Source organism: Oscillospiraceae bacterium, from assembly GCA_015065085.1.
Taxonomy (GTDB): Bacteria; Bacillota; Clostridia; order Oscillospirales; family SIG627; genus SIG627.
This window is the reverse complement of record SVQW01000010.1, coordinates 74,443-99,011: the sequence shown is the minus strand read 5'-3', so window position 1 is coordinate 99,011 and position 24,569 is coordinate 74,443. Positions and strand designations below refer to the sequence as shown.

General features: G+C 42.5%; 21 protein-coding genes, 2 tRNA genes and 1 pseudogene. 16 read left to right on the top strand and 8 right to left on the bottom strand.

Features of this window, described 5'->3' with window-relative positions; genetic code table 11:
* Positions 1 to 101 precede the first annotated feature (101 nt).
* The 11 genes and pseudogenes from E7588_07810 (at position 102) to E7588_07760 (ending at position 11,149) form a co-directional block, all read left to right on the top strand.
* Positions 102 to 362 carry an ATP-binding protein gene (locus tag E7588_07810; protein ID MBE6689160.1) on the top strand — a complete coding sequence of 87 codons (261 nt, stop codon included), beginning with the start codon at positions 102 to 104 and terminating at the stop codon, positions 360 to 362.
* Position 363: 1 nt separating this feature from the next.
* Positions 364 to 1,167 (top strand): transporter substrate-binding domain-containing protein, encoded by an 804-nt coding sequence (locus tag E7588_07805; GenBank protein MBE6689159.1) that lies wholly within the window; start codon positions 364 to 366, stop codon positions 1,165 to 1,167.
* 21 nt (positions 1,168 to 1,188) lie between these two features.
* Positions 1,189 to 1,323: pseudogene (locus E7588_07800) on the top strand (ATPase).
* A 343-nt stretch (positions 1,324 to 1,666) separates the two neighbouring features.
* Complete coding sequence (locus E7588_07795; protein ID MBE6689158.1) at positions 1,667 to 2,191, top strand: hypothetical protein; 525 nt, start codon at positions 1,667 to 1,669, stop codon at positions 2,189 to 2,191.
* Position 2,192: 1 nt separating this feature from the next.
* Complete coding sequence (locus E7588_07790; protein ID MBE6689157.1) at positions 2,193 to 2,999, top strand: transporter substrate-binding domain-containing protein; 807 nt, start codon at positions 2,193 to 2,195, stop codon at positions 2,997 to 2,999.
* Between the two features lie 110 nt (positions 3,000 to 3,109).
* A complete protein-coding gene (locus E7588_07785) occupies positions 3,110 to 3,856 on the top strand; it encodes a ParB/RepB/Spo0J family partition protein (GenBank protein MBE6689156.1) in 747 nt (248 codons plus the stop codon).
* Positions 3,857 to 3,860: 4 nt separating this feature from the next.
* Positions 3,861 to 4,136 carry a hypothetical protein gene (locus E7588_07780; GenBank protein ID MBE6689155.1) on the top strand — a complete coding sequence of 92 codons (276 nt, stop codon included), beginning with the start codon at positions 3,861 to 3,863 and terminating at the stop codon, positions 4,134 to 4,136.
* Positions 4,054 to 5,808, top strand: coding sequence for a DUF4368 domain-containing protein (locus E7588_07775; protein MBE6689154.1), 1,755 nt, complete (start codon positions 4,054 to 4,056; stop codon positions 5,806 to 5,808). Before E7588_07780 ends, E7588_07775 begins: the two co-directional genes overlap by 83 nt.
* 1,041 nt (positions 5,809 to 6,849) lie before the next feature.
* Positions 6,850 to 7,938 carry a hypothetical protein gene (locus E7588_07770; GenBank protein ID MBE6689153.1) on the top strand — a complete coding sequence of 363 codons (1,089 nt, stop codon included), beginning with the start codon at positions 6,850 to 6,852 and terminating at the stop codon, positions 7,936 to 7,938.
* Between the two features lie 49 nt (positions 7,939 to 7,987).
* Positions 7,988 to 9,835, top strand: a complete 1,848-nt coding sequence (locus tag E7588_07765; protein ID MBE6689152.1) for a hypothetical protein — start codon at positions 7,988 to 7,990, stop codon at positions 9,833 to 9,835.
* Between the two features lie 42 nt (positions 9,836 to 9,877).
* Positions 9,878 to 11,149: a hypothetical protein gene (locus tag E7588_07760; GenBank protein MBE6689151.1), complete on the top strand. Its 1,272-nt coding sequence runs from the start codon at positions 9,878 to 9,880 to the stop codon at positions 11,147 to 11,149.
* Between the two features lie 187 nt (positions 11,150 to 11,336).
* On the opposite strand, the gene E7588_07755 is transcribed toward E7588_07760, so the two are convergent.
* From E7588_07755 to E7588_07725, 7 genes are all read right to left on the bottom strand, one after another.
* Positions 11,337 to 11,410: transfer RNA gene (locus E7588_07755), tRNA-Met, on the bottom strand.
* 9 nt (positions 11,411 to 11,419) lie between these two features.
* Positions 11,420 to 11,505, bottom strand: a tRNA-Leu gene (locus tag E7588_07750).
* A gap of 207 nt (positions 11,506 to 11,712) precedes the next feature.
* A complete protein-coding gene (locus E7588_07745) occupies positions 11,713 to 12,678 on the bottom strand; it encodes a hypothetical protein (protein MBE6689150.1) in 966 nt (321 codons plus the stop codon).
* 119 nt (positions 12,679 to 12,797) lie between these two features.
* Positions 12,798 to 14,435 carry a hypothetical protein gene (locus E7588_07740; GenBank protein MBE6689149.1) on the bottom strand — a complete coding sequence of 546 codons (1,638 nt, stop codon included), beginning with the start codon at positions 14,433 to 14,435 and terminating at the stop codon, positions 12,798 to 12,800.
* A 19-nt stretch (positions 14,436 to 14,454) separates the two neighbouring features.
* Positions 14,455 to 16,452, bottom strand: coding sequence for a methionine--tRNA ligase (gene metG, locus E7588_07735; GenBank protein ID MBE6689148.1), 1,998 nt, complete (start codon positions 16,450 to 16,452; stop codon positions 14,455 to 14,457).
* A complete protein-coding gene (locus tag E7588_07730) occupies positions 16,403 to 17,128 on the bottom strand; it encodes a hypothetical protein (protein MBE6689147.1) in 726 nt (241 codons plus the stop codon). The genes metG and E7588_07730 overlap by 50 nt, the downstream gene beginning before the upstream one ends.
* Before the next feature lie 51 nt (positions 17,129 to 17,179).
* Positions 17,180 to 18,127: an AEC family transporter gene (locus tag E7588_07725; GenBank protein MBE6689146.1), complete on the bottom strand. Its 948-nt coding sequence runs from the start codon at positions 18,125 to 18,127 to the stop codon at positions 17,180 to 17,182.
* A gap of 224 nt (positions 18,128 to 18,351) precedes the next feature.
* Here E7588_07725 and E7588_07720 point away from each other — a divergent pair, with 224 nt between their 5' ends.
* Complete coding sequence (locus E7588_07720; GenBank protein MBE6689145.1) at positions 18,352 to 19,038, top strand: response regulator transcription factor; 687 nt, start codon at positions 18,352 to 18,354, stop codon at positions 19,036 to 19,038.
* A gap of 73 nt (positions 19,039 to 19,111) precedes the next feature.
* Positions 19,112 to 20,638 (top strand): HAMP domain-containing histidine kinase, encoded by a 1,527-nt coding sequence (locus E7588_07715; protein MBE6689144.1) that lies wholly within the window; start codon positions 19,112 to 19,114, stop codon positions 20,636 to 20,638.
* Positions 20,639 to 20,785: 147 nt separating this feature from the next.
* Here E7588_07715 and E7588_07710 read toward each other — a convergent pair whose 3' ends face one another.
* Positions 20,786 to 22,087 carry an MFS transporter gene (locus E7588_07710; protein MBE6689143.1) on the bottom strand — a complete coding sequence of 434 codons (1,302 nt, stop codon included), beginning with the start codon at positions 22,085 to 22,087 and terminating at the stop codon, positions 20,786 to 20,788.
* A 145-nt stretch (positions 22,088 to 22,232) separates the two neighbouring features.
* Here E7588_07710 and E7588_07705 point away from each other — a divergent pair, with 145 nt between their 5' ends.
* From E7588_07705 to E7588_07695, 3 genes are read left to right on the top strand one after another with little or no spacing between them, the layout of a single operon-like run.
* On the top strand, positions 22,233 to 22,997 hold the full coding sequence (locus tag E7588_07705) for an AraC family transcriptional regulator (protein ID MBE6689142.1): 765 nt from the start codon (positions 22,233 to 22,235) through the stop codon (positions 22,995 to 22,997).
* Positions 22,998 to 23,013: 16 nt separating this feature from the next.
* A complete protein-coding gene (locus E7588_07700) occupies positions 23,014 to 23,409 on the top strand; it encodes a cytidine deaminase (protein ID MBE6689141.1) in 396 nt (131 codons plus the stop codon).
* Between the two features lie 22 nt (positions 23,410 to 23,431).
* Positions 23,432 to 24,565 (top strand): hypothetical protein, encoded by a 1,134-nt coding sequence (locus E7588_07695; protein MBE6689140.1) that lies wholly within the window; start codon positions 23,432 to 23,434, stop codon positions 24,563 to 24,565.
* The last annotated feature ends 4 nt before the right edge of the window (positions 24,566 to 24,569 follow it).

Genomic DNA, 24,569 nt, shown 5'->3' with positions numbered 1-24,569 from the left:
GCTACGAAATTGCTTCCAAAAACTTCGATTTTCTTCAGTTATATACTCAGATTTCTCTATTTTGCCAGAAATACCGTATCACACCGAAGTCAAGCCATTCTATGCAACTCTGTACGGAGGAAGCCGTATTTTATCTGTTAAACAACGACTTGGCATCCCGTATTGAATTGTCGCTTGAGTATAGTGATAAGAACGGTACCGTGACGCTTTCCTTGGATTATGACGGTCCGCCCGGAAATCCATTTGATGGTGAAGAAGATCTCGGATTGATACTGTTACGTGCAAAGAGCAGTCAAATCGAATATACAAATGATGAAAAAGGCAATCACTTAAAATTAAATCTACAGACAGGAGAAAAATGAAATGAAAAAATTATCTATCGTTCTTTCAATGTTACTCGTGCTCTCGTTGCTTCTTTCGGCATGCGGAAAAAACAACACGGATCCCATTACAAAATGGGAAGATCTCGACGAAAAAACACTTGCGGGATTTGGTTTTGCAATCTCTGAAACTGAGTTTGCTGATATGATGAACAGTGCTCTCGACATCACGCTTGAGAGTGCGGTTATCGTTCCGACTCCTGCGGAAATGGCTCTTTTGATTCAAAACGGTCAGGCAGATGCGGGCGTAACGCACGTTTACAACGCTAAGTATATTTGTTCGCGCAACGATGATCTTGACTATATCGTTGGCGGTCCTATGGCAGCTTCGATGGTATTTAACAACGGTAGCGGTTTGAAGGCAGAGATCGATCAGGCAATCGCAACGCTGAAAGAAAACGGTGTGATTGACAATCTCAAAGAGACTTGGCTCTCCGATGAGGCTATGAAATCGGATCCTCAGCCTGCAACGATTGAAACTATTCCCGGTGCGGAGACCATTAAGGTTGGTATCAGCGGCGTTCTTGCTCCTATGGACTATGCAACTGCGGACGGCAAGCCCGGTGGCTTCAACGTAGCTCTTATCGGTGAAATTTCAAAGCTGATCGGAAAGAATATTGAGTTCGTTAATATTGATCCCGATTCCAAATTCCTCGCTCTCTCCAGTGGAACGATCGATCTGTTTTTCTGGAATTTCTATAATTCGTTCATCACCGAGGATTACGAAGTTTCCGAGCCGTATTTGGAAGATAACGGCGCACTCATAATCAAAAAGGCAGCCGATTGATAGCCAACAACCAAAATAAAAACACGTTCAAGAAGTTTCGGCGTGTATGTTGACCGATACAAACCCGCGTATTCTATTCGTGTTTCTCAAAAGAACTTTGGGTTTGAGAACAACATCAAATCCGTTCCGCTTTATGCGACTTTCTGTATTGTATGAAAGAGGGCTATATGGAAAACGAACAGCGTAAATGTGTTGTGGAATATAGACCTGCGGCGCCGGGAATGTATTTGTCCGAAATGGCTAAATATCACTTGAGTTCAATGGTGCCATACGGTCGGATTACAAGAGATAAAGATATTCGTAATGCTCTCGCAAAGCTGTTTACTTGAAGTTCAAGAAGCCGAAAACTCAAATCTATGAAGTAATGACACTTGATATGTTTCTATCAATGGTATATCAGACATTAGAAAGAAAATACTATGACGAATCGTTTTGATGAGTAGAGAACCCGAGCGAGGTGCTTGCCGCTATACGTACCTTCGCGGATAAGGGCGTTACGATGCTTATTGTGACTCACGAAATGGAATTCGCACGTGAAGTGGCAAGTCGCGTTCTCTATATGGATGAAAACGGCATTTATGAGGACGGAACACCTGAACAAATCTTTGATAATCCTCAAAAGCCCAAAACGAAAGCATTTATCGGTAAGCTAAAAACCTTGCGCTACGAAATTGCTTCCAAAAACTTCGATTTTCTTCAGTTATATACTCAGATTTCTCTATTTTGCCAGAAATACCGTATCACACCGAAGTCAAGCCATTCTATGCAACTCTGTACGGAGGAAGCCGTGTTTTATCTGTTAAACAATGACTTGGCATCCCGTATTGAATTGTCGCTTGAGTATAGCGATAAGAACGGTACCGTGACACTTTCCTTGGATTACGACGGTCCGCCCGGAAATCCATTTGACTGTGAAGACGATCTCGGATTGATACTCTTGAGAGCAAAGAGCAGTAAAATCGACTATACAAATGATGAAAATGGTAATTACTTAAAATTAAATTTACAGACAGGAGAAAAATAAAATGAAAAAATTATCTATCGTTCTTTCAATGTTACTCGTACTCTCGTTGCTTCTTTCGGCGTGTGGTAAAAACAACAATGATCCAATTACGGAGTGGACAGATCTTGAAGGTAAGAAGCTTGCCGGTTTCGGCTTCGCTATTTCGGAAAATGAATTTGCAACTATGATGAACAATGCTCTCGATATTAAATTAGAGGGAGCGGTTATCGTTCCCACACCTGCGGAAATGGCTCTTTTAATTCAAAACGGTCAGGCAGATGCAGGTGTAACGCACGTTTACAACGCTAAGTATATTTGTTCGCGCAACGATGATCTTGATTATATCGTTGGCGGTCCTATGGCAGCCTCGATGGTATTTAGCAACGGTAGCGGTTTGAAGGCAGAGATCGATCAGGCAATCGCAACGCTGAAAGAAAACGGTGTGATTGATAATCTCAAAGAGACTTGGCTCTCCGATGAAGCTATGAAATCGGATCCTCAGCCTGCAACGATTGAAACTATTCCCGGTGCGGAAACCATTAAGGTTGGTATCAGCGGCGTTCTTGCTCCTATGGACTATGCAACTGCGGACGGCAAGCCCGGTGGATTCAACGTAGCACTCATTGGTGAAATCTCGAAGCTCCTCGGAAAGAATGTTGAATTCGTTAATATTGATCCTGAATCCAGATTCCTCGCTCTTTCAAGCGGAACGATAGATCTGTTTTTCTGGAATTTTTATAATTCGTTTATATCTGAGGATTATGAGATTTCCGCGCCGTATTTAGAAGATGATGGAGCGCTTATTATCAGAAAAATCTCTGATAAATAATCGGAAATAGTATAGCGACGATAAGTTTAGGGCGGTGACCTCAGTGGTCATCGCCCTAAATCTATGCAATTTGTTAAGCTTTATTTGCAAAAGCAAGCCTCGTTGAGAGTATCAAGGCACAAGGAGTCCTCACACCAATCGTCGTGCGACCGATGGAGAACGGCGAGTACGAAATCGTGTCAGGACACCGCCGAGTTTTTGCTTGCAACAAGCTCGGAATTTTTGAAGTGCCTGCCGTAGTGAGAGAGCTTACAAGAGAAGAAGCAATCGTCGTGATGGCTGACTCAAATCTTCACCGTGACGGTCTGCTGCCGAGCGAGAAAGCTTTCGCCTACAAGATGAAGCTCGATGCCATCAAAAGACAAGGCGAACGCACCGATCTAACTTCTGACCATCGTGGTCAAAAGTCGCTCACATCGGTGGAGCGAATTGCCCTTGAAAGCGACGAGAGCAAGTCGCAAGTGCAGAGGTATATCGCACTCACAAATCTCATTCCCGAATTTCTGCAAATGGTGGACGAGGGCAAGATGGCTTTGACTCCCGCCGTGGAGATCTCACGGCTACCAATTGAAACGCAGAAGATGCTCCACCGAGAGTGTGAGCTTTGCGATTGCACACCGTCTTATTCACAGACGGTTCGTATGAGAAAGATCAACGAGGTACGAGAGCTAACGTGGCACGATCTTGCCGAGATTATGAGCGAGGAAAAAGCCAACCAAAAGGAGAAGGTCACGCTCTTTATGGACGACCTCAAAAAGTATTATCCAAGAAGCGCAACACCCAAGGACATAGCCGCCGACATAATGAAAATGCTCGAGAGCCGCTACAAGGCAAGGAGGAACAGAGATTCCCGCTAACACAATGACGAAGAAATTGGAGATAGTGAAAAGAATACGAGAGCGCACATACCAAGTGAACGGTATTACCTATATCGTCACGCCCAAGTATCTTGACGATGGCGAGCAAAACGTGAAAACTCGCTTTGAAAGAATAATCAAAAATAATCTCACACATTTGACGGATGATGCGGACGGTGATACAATAAAGGCGGAATATGTTTCGGCTGCCGATCCGATTGAGAAATCCTCGGATAGAAAGGAGAAGAATGCAGGGAAAAACGACAGCGAAACCAACTGAGAAAATGGGGATCACGGCACTCTATTGCCGACTCTCCCGTGATGATGGCACAGAGGGGGACAGCAACTCCATTGCCAATCAGAAAAAGCTCATCGCGAAGTACGCAAAGGAGCACGGCTTTACTAACACAAGGTTCCATGTGGACGACGGATACACGGGCACAAACTTCAACCGTCCCGACTTCCAAAGGATGCTTGCGGATATGGGATATATCTCAACCGTCATCGTCAAGGACTCATCCCGCTTCGGACGAAACTACCTTGAAGTAGGTCAGTACACCGACTATTACTTCCCCGAAAACAACATCCGTTTCATTGCTATCAACGACTGTATCGACAGTGAGAACGGAGAGGACGAGTTAGCACCCTTCCGTAACGTAATGAACGAGATGAAGGCAAGGGATATTTCAAGAAAGGTTCGTTCCGCACACAAAATTCGCGGCAACGCAGGCGAGCCGTTATCTCAACCGCCATACGGGTATATGAAAGCTCCCAACAACAAAAAGAGATGGATCATAGACACGGAGGCAGCAGAGGTAGTTAGACGCGTGTACCGATTGTGTATCGAGGGCAAGGGCAACGAAACCATTGCGAGAACCCTTCAAGAGGACAAGGTGTTAGTGCCAATGGCGTATTGGCAAAGCAAAGGACTTCCGAGAGGCGGTAAGAAAACACAAGCCGATCCGTATAAGTGGTGTAAGACTACGATTGCCAAGATGCTCTCACAACAAGAATACTGTGATGACATCATCAACTTCAAGAGCACGTCAAAGTCTTTCAGAAACAAAACAAGAGTTGAGAACCCAAAAGAAAATTGGGCGATCTTCAAGGACGTTCACGAGCCGATCATTGACCGTGACACGTGGGTGCAGGTACAGAAGCTTGTGGAAAAGACCAAGTGCAGACCTCCCAAGGATAAGAACCAAAAGAAAAGCATTTTCACGAGCTTTCTTTACTGCGGAGATTGCGGGCATAAGCTTTGGTTCAACTTCAATCAGAAGAACCCAAGCATTCGTTTCTTTAGTTGCTCAAACTACAAGGGAATGAGAGGCACTTGCGAGAATACCCATTATATCCGTGAGGATGCTTTGGAGCAGATCGTACTGATGGAGCTGCGAATGCTTGCAGACTTTCTTGAAAGCGCAGAGGAAGCCTTGGCAGAGCTTTTTGAGAAAAAGACCAACAAGGATATGCATCGAGAGAGAACGGCTGCGGAAGGGGCTTTAGCAACGGCGAGAGCACGAAGTCAAAAGCTTCTCGGACTCTTTGAAAAGCTTTATGAGGATAACGTGGAGGGCAAGGTGACGGATGAATGGTTTATGCGGCTATCTCAGAAGTACGAGAATGAGCAAGAGGAATTGAAGCGGCAGACACTTGAACTGAAAGAAAAGCTCGATAGCATCGACAGAATGCAGACGGCAAAGGATGACTTTCTCAGAACTATCCGCAAGTTTATGGAGATGCGAACCTTAACACCCGTTATTCTTCGAGAGCTGATCGAAAAGATTGAGGTGTTTCCCGTTGAGGGAACGGGCAAGGATAGAACGCAAAGAGTTATCATCCATTACCGCTTTGTTGGCACGCTTGACATCCCCGGCATCATACACAGACCGCCATATATCCTTGACTCGCGCAAGGGCGTAGCCATCGAATACTTATCTAATGCGGTATAACCCCTAAAAACAAAAAGAGCAGGCGAACCTGCTCAAAACAACTCAATATTAACCGAAAAGTAAGCATAAGCAAAAAATATCGAGTGTCCATAATTTGAATCTGTTATGAACACTCGATATGGTCTGAGTGACAAGACTTGAACTTGCGACCTCTACCACTCCAATCTATATACATTTTATATTTTTCTTGAGCATGGGAACGAAAACAAAGCTAAAAATGTGTATTTTATGGTGAAGTGTTATAGTGGAATAGGTTTATGGTTTTATGATTTAAAAAAGATAATACCTTTAAGTTGCAAGGAATGGATTAATGAACTGGCAAAGACTTAATAAATCTGTATGATTAGAAAATGTAAAATTGCTTCTCGCACGTCAACTGTATAAATAGCACAAGTATGTAGAAACAGCTTTGTCAATATGCAACAAAAATCGTAGGGGTCAAATTGGGGTCAAAGTTTTTGGCGAAAATCGGAATAGGGGAGAAAAAGTGGCAAAATAATAGCAAAAAAGCATTGAAAATCGGTTGATTTCAATGCTTTTTTAGATTGCGGAGGCAGGATGGTTGAAATATACGAGCCGCGTTACATTTCACATTTACGGCTCATATTCATGTTTCCCCCTGCCGTTTTGGGTTGGCTTTTCGTTTTGTACATAAATCTAGGGGAAATTTCCGTTTATATATTGAAATTGATTATAATGTATGCTATAATGCATTCAACGAAGTTGAATTCGGCGATATAAATTCCTGTCGGAATTTGCGATATGTCCTAATGGATGCGATATACCATGCGGTGCGATATGTCCCTTCAGGACGAGAATTGGAATTTATATCATATCGCAACCGAATGAAATGAGGTTATATCGCATTTGAACAGAGTGAAAATATATCGCACAAACGAGGTGAGTATATCGCCAAAAATTTGGCATCTAAATCGTTCACGAATTCTATAATGCTTTAAATTGGTACCGAAGACAAAGTGTAAAACTACTTTTAAATCGGATGTGCTGCTGAAATCTGTTGCCGGGGAGAATATTTAAACTATGAACATTAGGTCTGAACTGAAAAAAAGAAATTTGCCGGATATTCTTTTGATGAATAATGGTGATGCTGTTACAGAGAAAAACTGGATACAAAGAAAAAAAGAATTACTTGATATTTTGTCTGAAAATTTATTCGGATACACTCCCGCGAAACCCAAAAAGGTTGATAGTATTGAAGGAAAAGCAAACAGACACAAGGTGTTCGGCGGAAAGACAAAGACGGAAATGCGTACAATAGTGTTCGATACGCCAAAAGGGGATTATAGCTTCCCGATAGAAATAACAATTCCCGTTAGTGCGGAAAAACCGCCGGTTATTCTGTATCTGAGCTTTGGTCCGAACTTTCCTGTTCCTGAGGAAGAAATAATTGACAGAGGCTTTGGCTTGGTTACGGTCAATTACGGTGATATTACTCCCGATACCGTATTCGGTGATTTTACGGGCGGACTTGCAGGAATGTTTATCGGCAACAGAAAAAGAAAATTAAGTGAATGGGGTCTTGTTGGAATTTGGGCGTATGGTGCAAGCCGCATTATGGACTATCTTGTGACAAGAGATGATATAAACACAGAAAGGATAGCCATTGCGGGACATTCAAGACTGGGAAAGACGGCGCTCTGGTGCAGGGCACAAGACCCGAGATTTTATATAGCATACGGAAATAACACCAATTATGGAGGGTGTGGTGTTATCCGTGGCCACGTAGGAGAAGATGTTCCGGACTTTATGAGAATTGGAAGCTATAATTTCTTTTGTGAGAAATTTAAGAGCTTCAATGAGACACCGCATACCGATCTGCCCTATGATATGCACTTTTTGATGGCATGTCAGGCACCCGGGTATGTTTTTGTAACAGGTGCTACGGATGATGCGGGAATGGATCCGCTGTCTGAATACTTGTCTCTGTTTGAGGTAAGCCGTGCTTACCGGATGCTTGGCGGAGAGGGACTTGTTTCAGATGAAAAAATGCCGAACCACGGAGAGCCTTTGATTGAAGGTGAAATTGGTTTTTACATTCGCAAGGGACGGCATTTTATTTCAAGAGAAGATTGGAATGTATTTATGGATTTTTTTGACAGGAATTTATAATTAAATATTTAGAATGATATAGATTAATTACATTAATGAGGAGACCGTCGTGGGAATAATAAACGGAATAAGAATAGGTCAATTTGAGTTCAACATAGATACTGTGATTGAGCAGATTAAGTGGCGCTGTATTGCAAGCAAAATTAATTATGCTGCATTTTCTGCAGCCGGTGATGTAGACTATGGTTGCGTTGGTACTGAAGAAGAGAAGGCAAGGGAAAAAAAGTTTCTGGAAATTGCCGAATTTATGCGAGCAAACAAGATATACTTTTCGTTCACGGGAACACATGACGGTGATTTTGGTTTAAGCGGTGAGCTTATTTCTAAAATGCAAGAAATCGGCGGAGATTATTTTGTGGGATGCTTCCTTCCCGAGCTTGGCAGTATGTTCGGATGTAAAGGTTCGGGATTCCCGGACGTTTACGGAAACAAGGAACAGCCATACAAGGATATGAAAGAGGCAAAGGATAAGTTTATCAGCTATGTAAATGAATTCTTTGACAGCGTGAATCTTCCCGAAGATGTAAAAAACAAGCTCAGCATAATTGAAGCTACATCACTTTTGCCATATACCATGGAGTCAAAGCTTGCTTTCCCGATGGTGGAGGCAATGTGTGGAAATCCGGAGATAATGATTCCGATGGTACGTGCCACGGCGAAAGCGCATAAATGTCCCAAGTGGATAACATACATAGCTCATGAGTGTTATGCCGGAAACAGACCCGCGGATGTTCTTAAAAGCAAGCGCTTGAGAATGATTTATGATTATGGTTATATGTGCGGCTCCGATGTGTTCATTCTGGAGAGCGGCGACCTTTGTCTTTTTGCCAAGGGAGTGAGCGCTCCGTTTAACAATCCCATTTCCCAGCATTACAGAGATGTATTGCGCGAGTTTGCAGATTATACGACAAAGGATATAAGACCTGACGGCGGACCCAAGGTAAAGCTTGCCTTTCTTCAGGGAAATTGTGACGGCTGGAGTAGCTGGAGGGCAGGCTCATCACTCTGGAACCGGTTCAGCGAAAAGGAATGGGGTTACAGTGCACCTGAATTCAGCTGGAGAATAATGGACGAGATTAATGTGCGCAGAAACTGGCATGATGTTCACAATTATGGGGACATCGATTTAAGCGGTGCACCTGCGTACGGTCAGTATGATGTAATTAACGTGTGCAGTCCTGCTGAGGCTCTTTGCGATTATGATTATCTTATATTTACAGGCTGGAATACTATGACAGAGGAAATATACGCTAATCTTAAGGAATATGTATCAAGAGGCGGCAGACTTCTTATAACAGCGGCTCACCTTAATACCACAGCTTCCAGGAACGGCGAAGTTGAACTGATACACGGCGGCGATGTGAGAGATCTTTTCGGATGCACTCTCGATGCCCAAAATGCATATTTGTCAAATGCGGGCTTTAAGTTTAACAATAGTATAATGGATGATGTGCTGTATCCGATTTGTCCGGCAAGTACTGACCCGTTGCTTTCAAACGGTTATGTTAAATATGCGCCCGCATGCCTTGAAAACGGAAAGACAGCCTGTTATGCAACTCAGTATTATTACGAAGAAGAAAACCCCAATCCACAACCTGTTGTGGTCGAAAATAAGGTTGGAAACGGATATGCCATACTTATTACAAGCTTGGATTATCCGGGCGCCGGAAGCATCTACTCTGTTTACAGAACAGTTGTAAGAGAGCTTGTTACCGCGAGTCACAGAAACTGCCCGATAAAGGTATACGGCAGTGACAGACTCCGTTTCTCAGTTTATGAGGGCGATAAGGTGTATTTGCTCAACACCGATTTTGACAGTGAGATAGTTGCCACTGTGATAAGAAACGGCGAGGAATTTAAAGTTAATCTTAAGCCTTGTGAGATGAAATCGGTATAATAGTTTTTGATGATAAAATAAATATGAGGGAGAAAAAGTAAAATGTCAGAAAAAACACTTGTTGAAACTTTAAAAAAGGACCGCATACGCACGGGTGCAATGGCTGCTACTGCTTTTTATGACGAAGAACACGTAAAGGCGCTTGCAGATATGGGTGTGGATATAATCACAATGTGCACCGATAGTATTTCATCCTGCAAGGAGTTTTTTGCTCTTATGGCAAAATACGGCATAGAAGCCATAGCTTATAATGAAGCTGCCGTTAAGCGCTATATGGGCGCACAGATGTATGACGAAGAAAAGCGTGATGAATTATGGTATAAGGAGGAGCCTGCATTTACTCATTTCTTGTTTGTTGACGAGCCGGGTACCGTGCATTATGATGAATTGAGAAAGAGCATGGATGCTTTCAGAAAACACTTTCCCGACATTGTGCCTTATATCAATCTGCTCCCCATGTATGCCAATGACCGTCAGCTTTCAGGCGGTGCATGGATGGCGCCTATCGAATATTTTGAAACCGCAAAAACCTCGTACAAAGATTATCTTGATCAGTACGTTAAAAAGATAGATACATCCTATATCTGCGTTGATATCTATCCATGTAAACGCAAGGAAGACCCGCAGCGCCCTGAAAGATTCCCTTCGGAATATATCCCATATTCTTATAAGGATTATGTAAAGAACATCGAGCTTGTTGCAGATGCCTGCCGTAACAGCGGTCGTGATTTCTGGGTATATATCCAGACCTGCAGCTGGAGCAGGGAAATGCGCGATCCGGGTGAAGCGGAAATAAGATGGCAAGCATATACAATGCTTTCCTTTGGCGCAAAGACCATTCTTTACTACATACTTGCGACCGTAAGCTGTCACACAGGCGGTGCGTTTGATGTGAGAGGTGATAAGACAAAAACTTATTTTGCTATTCAAAGAATGGCAAACGGCTTGCACAAAATCTCTGATTTGTACGTAGGCTATAAAAACATCGGTGCATTTAACGTAAACTCCGACCCCGAAAAAACACCGTATCTTGAAATGTATAATCCATATAAGGACTTCAGTGCAATCTCCGAGGTTGAGTGCGATACACCTCTTCTTGTGGGATGCTTTGAAAAGAAAGAAGGAAACGGCCATGCCTTCACTCTTGTAAATCAGCAAGACTTTGCAACTCCCAAGACCTGCACTGTAAAATTCAAGGCAAACGGCAAGCTTACCATGTACTATGACGGTGAGCCTCAGGTACTTACACCTGTAAACGGCGAATACGAAGTGAAGCTTGAACAGGGCGACGGTGTATTTGTAACTGTTGATTAATAGTAAAAAACAGGTTGAGTTCTTGACTCAACCTGTTTTTGTAATATTTGAATTGCAAAGCAGGATGGTTGAAATATACGAGCCGCGTTGTGCCTCGTATCTACGACCTTCTCCGAAGCTCACAGCTTGAAAGCGCTATCTTCATAAACAAAACAAAAAACCACCGTATAGGTGGTTTTTGTTTAGATTGCGGAGGCAGGATTTGAACCTACGACCTTCGGGTTATGAGCCCGACGAGCTACCGAGCTGCTCCACTCCGCGATATATATATGCCGGAAACCGGGATCGAACCGGTACGGGATGTTAGTCCCACGGGATTTTAAGTCCCGGGCGTCTGCCAGTTCCGCCACTCCGGCATGTCTGATTTCCACTGCTTGATTATTATATCATAAACTTTATGATTTGTCAATAGTTTTTTTGATTTTTATATTAAAAACTATCTTTGTCAGATGAGAAGGTGGGAGATAAACGGAGAAATTTGTTTAATTTAAGTGAATCGTGTCATATGTGTTGTATAACGATGCGAGATAATGAAAAACCGCCCTCAAAAAAGGGCGGTTTAGTTATTGCTTCAAAATGCTTTTTGTGTATCCTCTTGCGTAATCGGTCAAGTCTTCCTGAGTCACTGTGTTGATTTGAGAGGAGATCCTTATCAGCCTCACTATAATATAGAAAAGAGTTATTATATCAAGAAGCCAAAATATTGCATCGTTTTCGTTTGCCATCTGTACGGTGTAGGGGAAGAACGCCACGGATATTATAGAAGGTACTGAAGATGATGAAATAAATATGGTGGCAATCAATCCGAAGGAAAAATATGTCCCCATTTTGTGATACTTGTAATTCTGAAGGGTAAATCTTGATTGATACATGAAGAATAGAGTGACAGCTATTGATGTGAATAACTCAAGATGTCTTGAAGTGGTGTTGATGTATCGTGATGTGTCCATAAAGCACATCATTATACGCAACGCGCTCCAAAGCACGGGAGCGAAGGAGAGTGATGCGTAGTATTTGCGGTACGGCGAAGGATTCTTGGTCGCTGAAATTATAAAGAACACACCCGCTAATGCCATGAATAGCGTCATAATTATGAAAACGAGCTTGTTGGGCACTGTTTCAATACTCGGTTTGTACAGATTGAACAGCATTAAAAAGAACGATGTAATCATGGCAAAGCCCAGAAATGCGGACATAAATACCACTATGACGGAAGTTTTGTTGAAAATAAGCTCGGAATAAGGGGAAATATTGTTGGGGGTATAATCACCGCTTGTAGGGTCGAATGATTTAGAAAGATAAAATATCTCAAAAGCCTTTGCCAACAGAAGGACGACCAGACTTAACACCACCACTGCGGCGAAGTGAACAACTGGAACAGCCGAAGTGGAATATCCTGTGGCTTCTTCAATATATTTAATATTTATTATTACACGCGAAAGTACAATGAACGGCAATAAAAACAAAACCACAAACAATGCCGTTTTCATATTTGCTTTAACTCGCTTTTCAGAGGTGACTTTAAACATATATATGCTCCTTAATTAAGTTACATATAAATTATATAACAAATGTTGTTACGGTTAAACCATATAAATAATTAATTATTTATAAATTTTCAGTCAAGAATGCGTAAACACAAAAAGCTTTAACTTAAGTTAAAGCTTTTTACAGTCAATTCATTTGTTGTAATACCGTTTTTGAGGTCAGAAAAGAAAAATACATTACAACTGTAACCGCTCGGTAAAACGGTGCTTGGAAGATAAACATAACCCAAAGAGTTGCTTTTTGCCGTTTGGCAGGTGATTGAAGTCATTTGGTTTTCTGCATCATAAACAGCAATGATAATTGTAATGCTTTGATCGTTGGCTGCAATGTGGGAATAGCCGCTTAAAACAGGTCCTTCATCGTTTTTCTGCAAGGCAAGCGGTTTGTGAAGCAAGGTAATATTTATATCCTCGTATCCAACAGTCAGTTCGTGTCCGTCGGCAATCTGAACGCCGTTTACATATACGGTAATATCTTCGGCTTGCCATGTTATCACGAGTTTTGTGCCGGCGGGAATCTCACCCTGTGTAACCGGAGTGCCGCACGAAGAATTTACTGTTATTTCACGAGGAAAGCTTATATACGGATTGGTAAGGCGGTGCAGCAGCATTGGTGGGTCAATGCGACCGTGACCGTAGTAAACGTCATATCCGGGATCGCCTTTGTCGACGGAGGTCTCTGCTATAAGTTTTTTGAAACGCTCGGTATTAAGTGTTGGGTCAATTCCCATTGCGATGGCTGCAATAGCGGCAACTATCGGGGTAGAGAATGAGGTGCCTGCGTTATATGTGTAGTAAGTACCGTAGTATGGGTACCAGTTTTCATTATCGCACGGCTGTATTCCCAGACCGCTGAGGATATATCCCGGAGAAGTCACAAAAACACTGTTGTTGAACTGCGAATAATATGCAACTTCATCTTGCTCGGTGGTTGAGCCCACGCCTATCACACAATCGTAGCCTGCAGGATACTGAACAGACGAAACACCGTCGTTTCCCACTGCGGCAAACATGATTACACCATTCTGACGTGCATATTCGATGGTGTCATCCAACAGTTTAAATGAATGTGTGAAGCCAAAACTCATGTTGATTATATCGCAATCATATTCATCAACGGCAAGTCGGATCGCTTCGCAAATATCTTGTGCAGTACCGCTGTCGGAGTTGAATGCTTTCAAAGGAATTATTTTAACGTTGGAAGCAATCCCCGCAAGACCCTTCCCGTTATTTCGTGAAGCTGATATCAGCCCTGTAAGAAATGTACCGTGGCCGACATCGTCCTCTGTGTTTGTATTGTTGGCAATGGTGTTGTATCCTCTAAGGATGGTGTTTACATAATCAAGGTCTTCATGGTCTGAATCCACACCACTGTCAATAACACCTATGCGTACCTCATTAAGGTCGGTGTACGTGTCCCATACTGACTCAAGACCCAACAGTGCAGGCATCCATTGATAACTGTAATATGTATCGTTTGGCTTTCCGAACAACCGGGCGGTGTAATTTGGCTCAATGTATTCAATGTACTGCGCATCTGCAAATTTGTAAATATCCTCGATAGATTTTGCACAGTATACATTAGGTATTGCTTCAAGAGGCTCAACGGAGGAAGAAATTCCGAAAAGTATCGGTATTTCCTCGGTGGTCTTGAATATATATCCGTCATATTCTTGCGCGAATACGGCGGTTATAAACAGCAGCGACATCAAAGCGATAACTAATATCTTTGATTTCATTGAGCCTCTCCTTTGTGTTTTATCTTATTCCGCTTCCGTTGGGGACGCTGTCATCAACAAACAGAACTCTTACATCTTCTTCGCCGGAAGCAAGTATCATACCGTTGCTTTCCACGCCGCGGAGCTTTGCGGGAGCAAGGTTGGCTATCATTACCACCTTTTTGCCGATAAGCTCCTGAGGTTTGTAAAATTTCGCAATTCCGGAAACTACCTGGCGGGTTTCATAACCAAGATCAAGCTGTAACTTGAGTAATTTGTCGGATTTTGGGACAGGCTCACATTCCAGTACCTGCGCAACCCTTAATTCCACCTTGTCAAAATCGTCAATGGTTATCTGCTCTTTTATATCCTTTGGAGGCTCGGGCTTCGCAGGGGCTTTTGCGGCAATATCGTCCGCAATGCGCTGAGCCATCTTATCTTCGTCTATACGCGCAAACAGCATTTCCGCTTCACCGAGACCGATTCCGCTTTCAAGCATACCGAACTGCTGAACACTTTGCCAATCCTTGTTCTTTGTGCAAAGCATATTGAGGATTTTGTCGGAAGTTTCAGTCATGAACGGCTGAAGCAGAACTGCGGAAATGCGTATCGCCTCAAGCAGATTGTAAATAACTGTTTTGAGTCGCTCTTTACCCTCATCGGACTTTGCCAAAGCCCATGGCATGGTTTCGTCAATGTACTTATTACTTCTTCTGAGCAGTGAGAACAACTCATCCAGTGCTTCACTGACACGGTATTCTTTCATCTTGTTTTCTACGCCTTTTACAGCCTGCGCAGCACATTCTTTCAACTCGGCGTCAAATTCCTGCTGTTCACCCGGAACGGGTATTACGCCATCAAAATATTTTTTGCACATTGCTGCAGTACGGGAAACAAGATTACCGAGGGTGTTTGCAAGCTCGCTGTTGTAACGCGCCATTACGTTGGAGTAGGTGATAATACCATCGTTAGCATATGGCATTTCACTGAGCAGGTAGAATCTTACTGCATCGACACCAAAGTAATTTACCAGATCGTCTGCATAAATTGTATTGCCCTTGGATTTAGACATTTTTTGGTCTTCGCCCGCTAAAAACCACGGATGACCGAATACCTGCTTGGGAAGAGGCTGACCGAGAGCCATAAGTATAATAGGCCAGTAGATGGTATGGAAACGAAGAATATCCTTACCGATTATGTGCACATCACATGGCCAGTATTTGTTGTAAAGCTCGCCGCTTTCGGAATTTACATTGTATCCCAGTGCGGTAATGTAGTTGGAAAGTGCATCTATCCATACATATATAACATGCTTTGGATCAAATTTTACGGGTATACCCCAGTTAAATGTTGTTCTGGAAACACAAAGATCCTGAAGTCCCGGCTTGATGAAGTTGTTTATCATCTCTTTTTTACGGCTTTCGGGAGTTATGAAGTCAGGATTCTGTTCGATGTATTCCTCAAGCTGTTTTTGATATTTGGAAATTTTAAAGAAATATGTTTCTTCTTTGGTTTTCTTTACTTCGGCGCCACAATCGGGGCATTTGCCGTCCTTGAGCTGTGTTTCGGTGTAGAAGGTTTCGCAGGGGGTGCAGTACCATCCGGAATACTCGCTCTTGTAGATGTCACCCTGCTCGTAGAGCTTTGTAAAAATATCCGAAACCGTCTTTTCGTGTTCTTCGTCGGTGGTGCGTATAAACTTGTCGTAAGAGGTGTTCATAAGATCCCAGATTCCTCTTACCTGTGCAGAAACGTTATCAACATATTCCTTAGGGGTGATTCCTGCCGCTTCCGCACGCTCCTGAATTTTAAGACCGTGCTCATCTGTGCCTGTCAGAAAGAAAACATCCTTTCCGATAAGACGCATAAAACGTGCGATGGCGTCCGTAAATACTATTTCATACGTATTTCCTATATGCGGCTTGCCTGAAGTGTAAGCAATAGCCGTCGTTATATAGAACTTTTCCTTTTCCATTTTTGTATCTCCTTTAATAGAATAAATTATGCTTGTAAAGTTGATGCTCTTCAAAGACGGCATCACAGTACACCGCCATCGAGCAGAATATATATGGTATTGTGAAAACGAAAATCACTCCGAAGCTTGCCAGCGATATCGCTACGAGAAATAAATAAATAAGCATCAGTCTGAAAAATTCACCGCTTCTTTTTCTCATGCAATTGAAAGAAAGCTTCACGGCTTTGAAAAGCGGAATATGCGGGGCGTTCAGTAAAATGTGCAGCAACGGAAATAAACTGCATAAAAGACGGAACGAAACCGTTACAGCCACTATTATAAAAAATATATCTGTATGCGAAACGTCGGATAACGGAACGACAATAAGCGCCAGCAATATGGGTGTAAGCGCTATTCTTGAGCAGAACAGAAGGCTCAGAACGGTTTTTTGTGCATCGTAAATGCTGACTAAATCGGAAAAATCGGAAAAAGCTGTTTTCATGGGGCGAATTTCACCCATGTGTAATCCGTGTACCCACTTGTACGCCCCTGTTATTATCGGGGCAAGTGCAATTTCACAAATAAAACTTGAAGTTAAAACGAGAAGTAAACGGACCATTCCCTGCGAATTGCCTACAACGACATTGCACACGGACAACAGTCCGACTGTGAAGATGATGAAAATGAACGAGAACGCGCACAGCTGGGTGAAGCTGTGTTTGTATATGGTTTTGACACGGCATCTCATTTCATACGGCATACCTACCACACCTCCGGTTTGAGTCTATGGTATAGTATTGACCGCAGAGAGTTAAAGTATAAGATTTGCCAGATAAATCATAAGAGGTATTGAGCCGATGGAAAGAATGGTTGATATTCCGACCGATTCGGAACCCAGTACGGCATCCTCACCGTAAAGCTCTGCGAGGGAGGCGGTAATGGTACCGGCGGGTGTGCCGGTCATGATTACGGCAATGGGTGCGAGAAGCGTAGGGTCTACATTGAAAAGCTTGCAAATAAGTATGGCAATGAAAGGCAGAATTAAAAGCTTTATTGCACAGAAGCAGTACATATGTACGTTTTTGAAAATGCGTGAAAAATTTGTGTTGGCGATAAGCGCGCCGACTACTAACATGGAAAGCGGAATGGTGACATCACCCACCATGTCAATGCCATCAATCAGCGGAGAGGGGATTTTTATCTGAAAAGCAAACAGCAATACTCCGACAAGTGTTGATACGGTTCCGGGGTTTATCATATTTTTGAGTTGATGCACATCAAAGCGTTTTTTGCCTGTTCCCGCAGTGAGCATGAAAATGCCGTAACTCCATACAACCACATGGAAAACAAGCGTAAAAAATGCACCGTAAAATATTCCCACATCGCCATACATGGCATTGAGCACGGGAAAACCCAAAAATCCGCAGTTTCCGAATATTGTGGAAAAACGGTATATTTTACGCTGAGAGTTGTCTTTGATAAAATTGAAAATAAAGAGACATACTACTATAAGCGAAAAGTGCATTATTGCAGAAACCAACGTTACCTTAAGACCTGTCGACAAAAGCGCCTCGGTGTAATCTACCTGGAAGGATGAGATTATAAGGCATGGCTGGCAAACGCTTAAAAGGACTTTGGAAAAGTTGGATGTAGAAGAGGCTGTAATGAAATTGCGTTTTCTTGCATAAATTCCGCACAGCATTACAAAAAGCAGGATGATTACTTGCTGGGCTACAAGTGCGGCACTGTTTTCTGCCATTGGTTGAGTTCACCTTAATCCGTTATATTTTAGTTACATTAAATTATAGCACAAAAAAACCAAAAATACAATAATTCGGAGATAATTCATTGAAAAAGTTTTCGTAATTAACAATAAGTTCATCAATTCTGATCGAAAGTGTGTTATAATTAGAGTACAAAATAAATTTAGTTCACAAAGAAATTATTAATAAAATTATACATTTACTTACGGAGGTAAAATTTATGGCTACAAAGATACTTGTTGTTGATGACGATCTTAATATTTGCGACTTGCTGAAAATTTACTTTGAAAAAGAGGGATATGAGGTAAAAATAGCCAACGAGGGTGCTGAGGCTATCAGTGCTTTCAAGATTTATGAGCCCGACCTTGTGCTTCTTGACATTATGCTTCCCAAAAAGGACGGTTGGCAGGTTTGCCGTGAAATCCGTGAAATGTCATCCAAGCCTGTTATCATGATTACCGCGAAGGGCGAGGTGTTTGATAAAGTTCTGGGTCTTGAGTTGGGTGCTGACGACTTTATTGTCAAGCCCTTTGATATGAAGGAGGTTTCCGCACGTGCCAAGGCGGTTCTCCGCCGTTACAGCGGACACGACAACTCCGATGAGGATGAAGTCATAAAATTCGAAAATATTGAAATCAGCCTGCAGAAGTATGAGCTTAAGCTCAATGGAAAAGCGGTTGATATTCCTCCTAAGGAGCTGGAGCTTCTTTACTTCCTTGCTTCCAATTATAACCGTGTGTTTACCCGTGATCAGCTTCTTGATAAGGTTTGGGGATTTGATTATCTGGGCGACAGCCGTACAGTTGACGTTCACGTTAAGCGCCTCAGAGAAAAGCTTGAAAATGTCAGCGATAAATGGACTCTGAAAACCGTTTGGGGCGTCGGTTATAAGTTCGAACTTCTTTAATTAGCAATATGTGTCACACTGACGGGCGGCAGTAACTGCCGCCCGTTCTTTCTGAAAAAGAGGTGAGCAATCTTTGTTTAAAAGCGTATTTACAAAATATATCACAGCATTTATGGTAATACTTTTTGTCAGCTTTTCGGTACTTATACTCATTGTCAGCGCGATTGTTACCAACTTTTCCATAAACACCAAGCACGACCTTATGGAACAGACTGCACGTAATATAATCATAAATGTCAATAATATGCTCCAGTTCACGGATGATTTTGACACTCTGGTTGAGGAACATTCGGGGCGCATTTCCCGCGATCTCAACATACAGGCAAAAAACAGTAAGTCCGTTATACTTATTACCGATAAGGAAGGCGAAATACTGTTTATGAGTACAGAGGGCAGAGATCAGCTTAACGACCGTGTTCTCAGCGATGTTCCGCCCGAAATAGTACGTAATGTGGCAGCGGGAATAGATAATTATTCGTACAGCACTCTCGGTGGTGTTTTCAGCAGTCGCCATATGAATTATATAACATTTCTGACCGCCAATGACGATTACAAAAGCAGTATAGAGGGACAGAATGAAATAATCAATACTGATGACATCGAGTGTGTTATTTTTATCTGTACAAGCTCCATGCAGGTTTCGGGTCTTGTTGAAAATGTAACCAGAACCACTGTTGTACTTGCGCTGTGGATATTCCTTGTGGCTCTTATTGCAATATATCTTATAAGTGAAAAAATTACCGAGCCGCTAAAGAGCATGTCTAAAGCAGCAAAATCCTTTGCACAGGGTAAATTTGATGTGCGTGTAAAGGTTACCGGTCACGATGAGGTTGCCCAACTGGCTTTGGCGTTCAATAATATGGCAAGCTCTCTTGCCAAAAACGAAGATTTGAGAAAAAGCTTCCTTGCTAACGTTTCACACGATTTGCGTACACCCATGACTACTATTTCGGGTTTTGTAGACGGCATACTGGATGGCACTATTCCGCCGGAGCAGCACGAGCATTACCTCGGAATTATTTCGTCCGAGGTACGCAGACTCTCACGTCTTGTGGCTTCGCTTCTTGATATTTCTCGTATGCAGGCGGGCGACAGAAAGTTTAATAAAATTCCCTTTGATATATGCGAAATGGGACGTCAGATACTCATAGCTCAGGAAAAACGAATTGACCAAAAAAGGCTTGATGTTGAGTTTGAGTGCGCCAAGGATAAAATGTTTGCGTTGGCGGATGTGGATGCCATGCATCAGGTGCTGTATAATCTGTGCGATAATGCCATTAAATTTGCCGACGAAGGCGGTAGCTTGAAAATTTCTATTACCGAAAAGGATAAGAAAATAAATGTCTCTGTAAGAAACAGCGGAAAGGGAATACCCACGGAGGACTTACCGTATGTGTTCGACAGGTTCTACAAGAGCGACCGCTCGCGCGGACTTGATAAAAGCGGTTTGGGTTTGGGGCTTTACATTGTAAAAACAATTATTGATCAGCACAATGAGGATATAAAAGTATCATCTGAGTACGGCAAGTACTGCGAATTCGTATTCACTCTCACAAGAACCAACGAACCGCCAAAAATCATAGATGCAGAGGAAAAATAAAGCATAATGAAAATGAACGGATGAAAATACTCATCCGTTCATTCTTTATATTTGTGCATCCAAGGATTATTTTACAAAAAAACAAGAATTATCGTATTGAAATAACATTGTTTTCGTGGTATAATCTATGTGTACGGATTTATATGGCTAAGCAGTAACTTGCATACTTTCTGCTTTTTCAATGTTCTTTCTGTCGCGGCTTGCCGCTGAAAGCACGTATTGCATCGATATCGCCGCAAAAATCAACATGGCTCCGAAGACATAAAATGCAAGATTGTAGTTGCCCAGCAGGTCATAGCACACATTTCCGAAGGGTGAGCCGATTGCAAAGCCGGCTGTGCTCGCCGCGGCAAAGATACCGACGAATTTTTCGTATTCCTTGTTGCCGAAAAGTTCCATTGCAAAAAGAGGAAGCATTACGGTTTCAAGCGGAAGCGCAAACGAGGAAAATATGCTTCTGATAAAAGCTATTGCATATCCCATCGGCGTATTGCTCACAAGCACAAGTCCCGTTACGGATATGAACGCGCAAAAGAAGCAGATATTCATGGAAAGCCGCATACCTATCCTGTCGTATATAAAACCTGTTGAAAATTTAGATATGGTCAAAAGAATTGAACTTACACTGGATATCGTTGCTACAAAGCCGACATCAATGCCCATATCGTATATATGTGGAAAGCTGATGCCGCCAAGCCCTTGAAGAGCCATGCCCGTGAAAAACATGTTCAGAACGGCAAGGTAAAAGTATGGTTTTCTGATAGCTGTTGCATAATCCATGCCGACCCAGCCTGTTCCGCGCGCTTTGCGCTTTTTGGCTGTGACAATGTCTTTTTCGTTTGTGTCTTTGGAATTTTCTCGGTATAGCAATATGACTAACAGCAATACAACCGCCAGAACACCGACAACCATAAGGTAAGACGTTCGGTAGCCGAAAGGCTTTCCCTCTTCAAAAATGATGGGTGTAATAACCTGCACGGCTATTGCACCGCCTATACCGTTCGCCGAAAGAATGGCACCTGTAACCGTACCCTTGTTTGTTTTACACCACTTGTTTACAATGGTGCTGGTCATTGTAGTGCTGGTCCAGGAGATGCCGATTCCAAGAAATAAGCTTCCTATGTAGAAAACAAACAGATTGCTTGCAAAAGCATTGATAAGCGCAAAGCAGATAAGCGATATAAACCCTGCACAAAGAAGCTTTTTAATTCCAAAACGATAAACAAGCTTTCCGAAAAACAAATTAACTGCCGTTGTTGTGAAAAATCTTATTGTGTTGGTCAGTGAAAATGCACCGCGCGGAATGTTCAATGCATCCGTTATGGCTGTAAGGTACAGGTTGCGCCCGCTGCTGCACAATCCCAGACTGGTCGCCACTATCACAAAACTAAGACCTATGATTACCCACGAATAGTCAAACCTTAAAGCTTTAAAATAATTTTTAATCATACAAATCTCCCGATTGCTTCAATTTGCTTTAAGTATAGTGGAAAAAATGATTGTTGTAAATAGAATAAATAAACCTTATGGAATTTTTGAAACATAAAAGCAATGTGCATTAAAGGCATATATTTCTGAAAGGATATCGGGTAAAATGCTTGGTGAAGTAAAGAATTTGAAAATAAAATCGGCAATAATACAAACGGCCAGGCGTCTGGGCGAGGTCAACTCCAGAAAAGCAGATACCTTTATCTTCAGAATCAGCGGAACTATGGAGTACACCTTCGGTACTGCAGCATTTTTTCTGAATCCCGGAGAAATGATATTTTTACCCAAGGGCTGCAGTTACAGATACCGGGCTGCTTCGGAGGAGGATTGTGTCGGTACTATCATAAACTTCGAAGGTGATTTTCAGTCAGATGAGCCGCGCATATATTCCCTTGATAATTTTTATCATAACGATTGCTTCTTCAATAATTTTGCTGATATGTGGAACTTCGGAAATACGGGTGAAAGGTATTTGTGTGTTTCAAAGATTTACGAGCTTCTTTCTTACCTCTACAATTATGAGAACCTGATGTATATGGATAAAAAGAAGTCGGCGGTTATTGAACCCGCCATGCTTTATCTGAAGAACCATATGTATGACACAGATTTGAAAATCGATAAGCTTCACCGGATGTGCGGTCTTTCGCATACATATTTCAGAAGGATATTTACATCCCAAGTCGGTATGAGCCCAAAGGAGTATGTCATTGAAAAGCGTATGTCGCGTGCAAAGGTTATCATTGATATAGGTTATATGGAGACTGTCAAGCAGCTTGCGCTGTCGGTGGGTTATTCCGACCCGCTGTACTTCAGCAAAGCTTTCAAAAAGCAGTATGGTGTTTCTCCGCTTAAAATGAATCTTGCAGAGTAACAGTAAGGGGATGCTTATGGAAAAGATTTGGAATGAAATGTACTGTGCGGCAAAAGCTGTTTTGAACGAGCGCAGGATTTCGGAATATGTAACCTGCGGTGAGGTTTCTGCCGCAATTCTGTCAAAAACGGGAAAAATATATACAGGGGTGTGCATTGATACGTGCTCAGGTTTGGGCGTGTGCGCCGAAAGAAACGCGATTTTTAATATGATCACCAATGGTGAGCAGGAAATAGATAAGGTGCTGTGCATACTGCCGGACGGATCGAGCGGTGCGCCCTGTGGTGCATGCCGTGAATTCATGGTACAGCTTATGGCGGGAAAATACCATGATGTCGAAATAATGCTGGATTATTCTTCGGGCAGAACAGTAAGACTGGGAGAAATAACGCCCGAATGGTGGATTAAATAAATCTCACAGAGGAGAGATACATATGAAAAGAATTGTTATGATAATTACAACAGCCGTAATGCTTTCCGTTTTGATTATGGCATCAAAAGCGGCTGAAATCAGAATTTCTGCTGAAATTGTTGAAAAAACCGTTAAAGCCCATGTTGTGTTTCTTGATAACCCCGGCATTGCCGGTTTTTCGCTGAATATGCTGTTTGATAAAGAAAAGCTTACACCGGTCGCAATAGAAACCGGTGAAGCGTTTTCAGGAAAAAACATTACGTCCAACATACAGTTGTCGCAGGACTTATCCGCTCTTGATTCCGTCAGCGCGGTTTGGATAGGCACATCGGATGTGAAAACAGACGGAATACTATACACAGTAATATTCAAGATCAATGACAGCGCAGAGGGAAATACTGAACTGTCGCTGTACTATAAGAACGGAAATATTTCGAATTCCGCACTCAAAAATGTAGATTTTGATGTCACGGGTGCAGTTTTGAATCTGAATGATGGCAAGGCGGATAATACACCTACCGTGCCCGGTGATACGTTTGTGCCGCCGACTGATACTTTACCGGATGAAATACCGGATGAAAAGCCGTTTGAGCCCAAGAAGGTATATGCCGATGTAAATGAATCTGACTGGTACTTCTCGGATGTGGCGTACGTTTATGAAAAAGGTCTTATGACCGGTACCTCAAATGAGCCAGAGCTTTTGTTCAGCCCTCTGATTCATACAAACAGAGCGATGTTTGTAACGGTCCTTTACAGAATGGAAGGCGAACCCGAGGCAAAGACTTCTTCTTTTGACGATGTTGAAAGAGGGTCATATTATGAAAAGGCAGTCAACTGGGCGGCGGCAAATGGTATTGTCAGCGGAATAAGTTCTGCCGAGTTTGCTCCATTATCGCCAATAACACGCGAACAGACGGCAAAAATAATTGCAAATTATGCGATGTATAAAAAGTTATCAATTCCCGAAAAAAAGGCTGATATAACCGCTTTTTCCGATTATGTGAATGTCAGTGGCTGGGCAGTTGATGCACTGCAGATATGTGCCGATATGGATATTATACGCGGCAGAAATGATAATACACTGGACCCTCAGGGAAAAACGACACGTGCCGAAACGGCGGCAATTCTGAAACGTTTGGTAACATACGGCAAATAGTAAA

Excerpts from the sequence above, each read along its gene's own strand:
- E7588_07795 (MBE6689158.1), top strand. The coding sequence starts at position 1,667 with ATGCTTATTGTGACTCACGAAATGGAATTCGCACGTGAAGTGGCAAGT.
- E7588_07695 (MBE6689140.1), top strand. The coding sequence starts at position 23,432 with ATGAAAAGAATTGTTATGATAATTACAACAGCCGTAATGCTTTCCGTT.
- E7588_07700 (MBE6689141.1), top strand. The coding sequence starts at position 23,014 with ATGGAAAAGATTTGGAATGAAATGTACTGTGCGGCAAAAGCTGTTTTG.
- E7588_07770 (MBE6689153.1), top strand. The coding sequence starts at position 6,850 with ATGAACATTAGGTCTGAACTGAAAAAAAGAAATTTGCCGGATATTCTT.
- E7588_07775 (MBE6689154.1), top strand. The coding sequence starts at position 4,054 with ATGTTTCGGCTGCCGATCCGATTGAGAAATCCTCGGATAGAAAGGAGA.
- E7588_07745 (MBE6689150.1), bottom strand. The coding sequence starts at position 12,678 with ATGTTTAAAGTCACCTCTGAAAAGCGAGTTAAAGCAAATATGAAAACG.
- E7588_07810 (MBE6689160.1), top strand. The coding sequence starts at position 102 with ATGCAACTCTGTACGGAGGAAGCCGTATTTTATCTGTTAAACAACGAC.
- E7588_07780 (MBE6689155.1), top strand. The coding sequence starts at position 3,861 with ATGACGAAGAAATTGGAGATAGTGAAAAGAATACGAGAGCGCACATAC.
- E7588_07730 (MBE6689147.1), bottom strand. The coding sequence starts at position 17,128 with ATGCCGTATGAAATGAGATGCCGTGTCAAAACCATATACAAACACAGC.
- E7588_07760 (MBE6689151.1), top strand. The coding sequence starts at position 9,878 with ATGTCAGAAAAAACACTTGTTGAAACTTTAAAAAAGGACCGCATACGC.
- E7588_07790 (MBE6689157.1), top strand. The coding sequence starts at position 2,193 with ATGAAAAAATTATCTATCGTTCTTTCAATGTTACTCGTACTCTCGTTG.
- E7588_07720 (MBE6689145.1), top strand. The coding sequence starts at position 18,352 with ATGGCTACAAAGATACTTGTTGTTGATGACGATCTTAATATTTGCGAC.
- E7588_07740 (MBE6689149.1), bottom strand. The coding sequence starts at position 14,435 with ATGAAATCAAAGATATTAGTTATCGCTTTGATGTCGCTGCTGTTTATA.
- metG (MBE6689148.1), bottom strand. The coding sequence starts at position 16,452 with ATGCCGTCTTTGAAGAGCATCAACTTTACAAGCATAATTTATTCTATT.
- E7588_07805 (MBE6689159.1), top strand. The coding sequence starts at position 364 with ATGAAAAAATTATCTATCGTTCTTTCAATGTTACTCGTGCTCTCGTTG.
- E7588_07705 (MBE6689142.1), top strand. The coding sequence starts at position 22,233 with ATGCTTGGTGAAGTAAAGAATTTGAAAATAAAATCGGCAATAATACAA.
- E7588_07710 (MBE6689143.1), bottom strand. The coding sequence starts at position 22,087 with ATGATTAAAAATTATTTTAAAGCTTTAAGGTTTGACTATTCGTGGGTA.
- E7588_07725 (MBE6689146.1), bottom strand. The coding sequence starts at position 18,127 with ATGGCAGAAAACAGTGCCGCACTTGTAGCCCAGCAAGTAATCATCCTG.